A 4,191-nucleotide genomic window follows, 5' to 3' on the forward strand; every position below is an offset into this window, starting at 1 on the left:
GTACGCCCGGAAACACCAGGCATCCCGCGCGCTTTGGGAAGGAACGCGCTTCCTCCACAACGTCCGGTCCGGGAGGCCCGTCCACAGACCTCCTGGACGGCACCTCTGTGAGCGGGTCGCGCGGGCAATCTGCCGTGCATGAACGAACCGCTGCCGATCCTCCGAGCGTCCGCCATGCACGAGGCCGGCGCCGATGCCACCACCCTGCGCCGACGAACCAGCGCGCACAGACCGTACCGGCTCGTCCGCGTCGGGCCCAACGCCTTCGTGCACGGGGCGCGATGGGACGCTGCGGGCCCTCGACAGCGCTACGTCACACGCGTGTACGCCAGGCTCGGTCGCATCGGGGTCCGCGCAACGGCATCGCACGAGTCAGCAGCAGCGCTCCACGGCCTCCCCGTGCTCCACGGCTGGGACGTCCCGGTGCACGCCACGGTGCCGACGTCGATGTACCGCGGACGGACCGCGGCGCTGGTGTTGCACTCGCGCGCCGTGACCGACGCCGATCGGATCGAGGTCCGGGGCATCCACACGACGACGCTGGCGCGGACCGTCGCGGACATCGCACTCGCCGGCGACTTCCGCGCCGGCGTGGTCGTCGCCGACGCGGCACTCCGGGGCGGTTGCGCCCGCGCACCGATCTGCGCCGCGGTGGGGCCGACGGCACGGAGCCGCGCCCTCGCCACGTCCGTCATCGACTTCGCGGATGCCCGCTCCGGTTCACCCGCTGAGTCCCTCGCGCGTGTGGTGTTCCGGGAACTCGGGCTCCCCGCCCCGGTCCTCCAGCAGCCGTTCGTCATCGGAGGGCATCGGTACGAGGTCGACTTCTGGTTCCCCGAGCAGGGCGTGGTGGTCGAGGCCGATGGTCTCGCGAAGTACACGCAGGCGCGGTACCGGAACGGCCGCACACAGGAACAGGTGATCCTCGACGAGAAACGCCGTCACGAGGCCCTGCTCACCGCCCCCGCGGTCCGGACGATCATCCGGCTGGAGTGGCGCGACCTCTTCGACCTCGACACGCTGACCCGCCGCCTCCGCATCGCAGGTCTGCCGTGCCTCCTCCGCCCGGTCCGGAGCGCCCGCGACGTGAGACGGTGAAGCGGCACAGGCAGCCGTCACTACCGTGGCGCGCATGGCCGTCACGGAGATCTGGCTCGTCCGCCATGGGGAATCGGAGGCGAACGTCGCCGCCGCCCGCGCCGAGGCCGAAGGCGCGGACGTCATCGATGTTCGGCACCGGGACGCGGACGTCCCGCTGAGCCCGCTCGGGGAACGGCAGTCCCGAGCGCTCGGTACGGAGCTCGCCGATCGCGGACTCGACGACGTGTCCGTCGCCCTCTGGGTGTCGCCGTACCACCGCGCGCAGCAGACCATCGCGATCGCCCTCGAGCACGCCGGACTCCGGGAACCGCCCCGCCGCACCGACGAGCGGCTCCGGGATCGTGAGCTCGGTGTCCTCGACCTCCTCACCCGGCAGGGCGTCCGCGACCGCTACCCCGACGAGGAGCGCCGGCGCGAGTGGCTCGGCAAGTACTACCACCGTCCCGCGGGTGGCGAGTCCTGGGCGGACGTGATGCTCCGGCTCCGGTCGGTCCTCGCAGACGTCGACCGGCTGGACGACACCGAGCGGCTGGTCGTCGCCGCGCACGACGCCGTCGTCATGCTGACGGTCGCTGTCTGCCTCGACCTCGACGAACCCGCCCTCATGGAGTTCGCCAGGACGCACACCGTGGCGAACGCCTCCCTCACCCGGCTGCGACGTGACGACGGGCGGAGCCCGTGGTCGCTCGAGGAGTTCTCCTCGGTCGGCCACCTCGACGACGACGAGGTCACCGAACACGGCGGCCGGAAGGACGACGCCCGTGTCCACTGACCCGATCACCCCCAACTTCCTCCGCGACTGGACCCTCCCCGAGCCCGGCGCCGGCAAGTACGGCCGCGGGCAGGTCCTCGTCGTCGGTGGTGCCGCACGGACCCCCGGTGCCGCGGTCCTGTCGGCGCTCGCCGCACTCCGGGTCGGAGCCGGCCGGCTCACCCTCGCGGTGGCGCGGAGTGTCGCACCCCAGGTCGCGGTGGCCGTGCCCGAGTCCGGCGTCGAGCCGCTCGACGAGGACCCCGACGGGCACGTCGCCGTCGGGGCCGGCGAGGGCATCGCTGCCGTGGCGGCGGCCGCGGACGCGGTGCTCGTCGGACCCGGACTGGACGAGCCCGAAGGAACGCGTGACCTCGTGGCCTCGCTCGCGCGGACCGTCGGCCCCGAGACCCTCGTCGTCCTCGACGCATTCGCACTGGGCGTCGCGGCGGACCTCCGACAGGAACTCGAACCACTGCGTGGGCGTCTCGTGATGACCCCGAACTCCGGTGAGGCCGAACGGCTGCTCGGCCGCAGCTGCGGCGATGACACCGTGGCCGACGCCGTCGAGATCGCGGAGCGCTTCGGAGCGGTCGTGGCGCTCGGCGACGCGATCGCGACCCCCGGCGGGCGGACGTGGCTCAAGGGGACCGGGTCCGGCGGTCTCGGGACGAGCGGCAGCGGTGACGTGCTCTCTGGCGCGATCGTCGGGCTGCTGGCGCGGGGAGCCGACCCGGCCCAGGCGGTCGCGTGGTCGTCGTACGTGCACGCCGCCGCGGGGGACCGGCTGGCCGTGCAGGTCGGTCCGCTCGGCTACGTCGCGAGCGAGCTCGTCGCGGAGATCCCGCACGTGCTGGTCGAACTCGGGGCCTGACACGCCTGCAGCCCCGTCGCCGGGACGTCCGACAACCGCTCGTTCTTTCCCATCGCGGTTGGCGTGGCTGGTGGAACCGGGCATTCCTGGCGGGAAAGAACGACCAGGCATGCCCGGTTCGACCAGGTATGCCCGGAAGGACCAGCCGCGCCCGCGCCCGCGCCCGCGCCGCGCCCGCGCCCCCCGCTACCCCCGCAAGGAATCCGCGGCCTTCGCGACCCGGCGCTCCCGGGTCTCCGGTGTCTTCGCCTGGAGCACCGGGTCGACGAGGGCGCGCTGCCGTGAGTTCGAGAGCGCCTCGAACGCCGCGCGCACCCCGGCCGCGTCGAGCGCAGCGCCGAGGTCGTCCGGCACGTCGACGGTCCGGGGCAGCGTGTCCACGTCGATCGTGACCTCGACGGTGTCCCCGGCTGCGATGCCCGCGGCCTCCCGGTGCTCAGCCGACAGCGGGATGAGCGACTGTGCCCCCATGACCCCGACGGCCGACCGGTAGGAGTAGCCGCCGTCCAGCGTGACGACCACCGGCGGACGCTTCCCGGCGCCGAGCGCCTCGATGACCTCGGGCGGGACCGGGAGCCCGGTGGCCGTCTTCCGTGCCTGCAGGACCGTCGTCGTGAACCGCATGGCGCGAGCCAACCACCGGAGCGCGCACTCCGCAAGAGCAAGTGTTCGACCCCCGTTCACCGAGCCGATCCGGACCGGAAACCGGCCCCGGCCATCCTCGTCACCGACCGAGTCGCACAGTCGTGCGGAACGGACCCCCGACCCGGAAGGCACACCCCGTGCAGCACAAGCGCACCCTCGCCGGCATCGCCCTCGCGGCAGCCGCCATCGTCACCCTCGCCGGTTGTTCGGCGACGAGCAGCGCGTCCCCGAAGGACGACTCCGACTGGAAGACCGCGACGAGCGCCCAGTCCGCCGGCGGCATGGACGCCCTCGTGAAGGCTGCCAAGGCCGAGGGCCAGCTCAACGTCATCGCGCTGCCGCCGTCGTGGGCGAACTACGGCAAGATCATCGACGGCTTCACCGCGAAGTACGGCATCAAGGTCAACTCCGCGAACCCGAACGGGTCGAGCGCCGACGAGGTCGCCGCCGTGAAGTCGCAGAAGGGCCAGTCGACCGCCCCCGACGTCCTGGACCTCGGCAACGCCGTCCTGCAGCAGAACCTCGACCTGCTCGCGGACTACAAGGTCGCGAACTGGTCCGACATCCCCGAGTCGCTCAAGGACGCGGACGGCGCGTGGACGCGCGACTACACGGGCCTGATGTCGATCGGCTACGACTCCTCGAAGATCACCACCGCTCCGAAGGACCTGAACGACCTGCTCGGTTCCGAGTACAAGGGCAAGGTCTCGATCGCCGGCGACCCGACGCAGGCGAACCAGGCCGCGAGTGCGGTGTACCTCGCCGCCCTCGAGAACGGCGGATCGGCCGACGACATCACGAAGGGCGTCGAGTACTTCGG

General features: G+C 72.3%; 5 protein-coding genes. 4 read left to right on the top strand and 1 reads right to left on the bottom strand.

Going from position 1 to position 4,191, the window contains the following annotated elements:
- Positions 1-138: 138 nt before the first annotated feature.
- Genes NS184_RS16605 through NS184_RS16615 form a run of 3 tightly spaced genes read left to right on the top strand, consistent with a single transcriptional unit; the run spans position 139 to position 2,726 of the window.
- Entirely contained in the window at positions 139-1,098 is a 960-nt protein-coding gene (locus NS184_RS16605; RefSeq protein WP_058727184.1) for a hypothetical protein, read from the top strand.
- A 34-nt stretch (positions 1,099-1,132) separates the two neighbouring features.
- Entirely contained in the window at positions 1,133-1,873 is a 741-nt protein-coding gene (locus NS184_RS16610; RefSeq protein ID WP_058727185.1) for a histidine phosphatase family protein, read from the top strand.
- Positions 1,863-2,726: an NAD(P)H-hydrate dehydratase gene (locus tag NS184_RS16615; RefSeq protein WP_058727186.1), complete on the top strand. Its 864-nt coding sequence runs from the start codon at positions 1,863-1,865 to the stop codon at positions 2,724-2,726. Before NS184_RS16610 ends, NS184_RS16615 begins: the two co-directional genes overlap by 11 nt.
- A 186-nt stretch (positions 2,727-2,912) precedes the next feature.
- On the opposite strand, the gene NS184_RS16620 is transcribed toward NS184_RS16615, so the two are convergent.
- A complete protein-coding gene (locus NS184_RS16620; protein WP_058727187.1) occupies positions 2,913-3,350 on the bottom strand; it encodes a YdeI/OmpD-associated family protein in 438 nt (145 codons plus the stop codon).
- Between the two features lie 158 nt (positions 3,351-3,508).
- On the opposite strand from NS184_RS16620, the gene NS184_RS16625 reads away from it, so the two are divergent.
- Positions 3,509-4,191 (top strand): ABC transporter substrate-binding protein (locus tag NS184_RS16625; protein ID WP_193750542.1); only part of this gene is annotated, 683 nt, incomplete at its 3' end.

This window comes from Curtobacterium luteum (assembly GCF_001475545.1).
GTDB classification, from domain to species: domain Bacteria; phylum Actinomycetota; class Actinomycetes; order Actinomycetales; family Microbacteriaceae; genus Curtobacterium; species Curtobacterium luteum_A.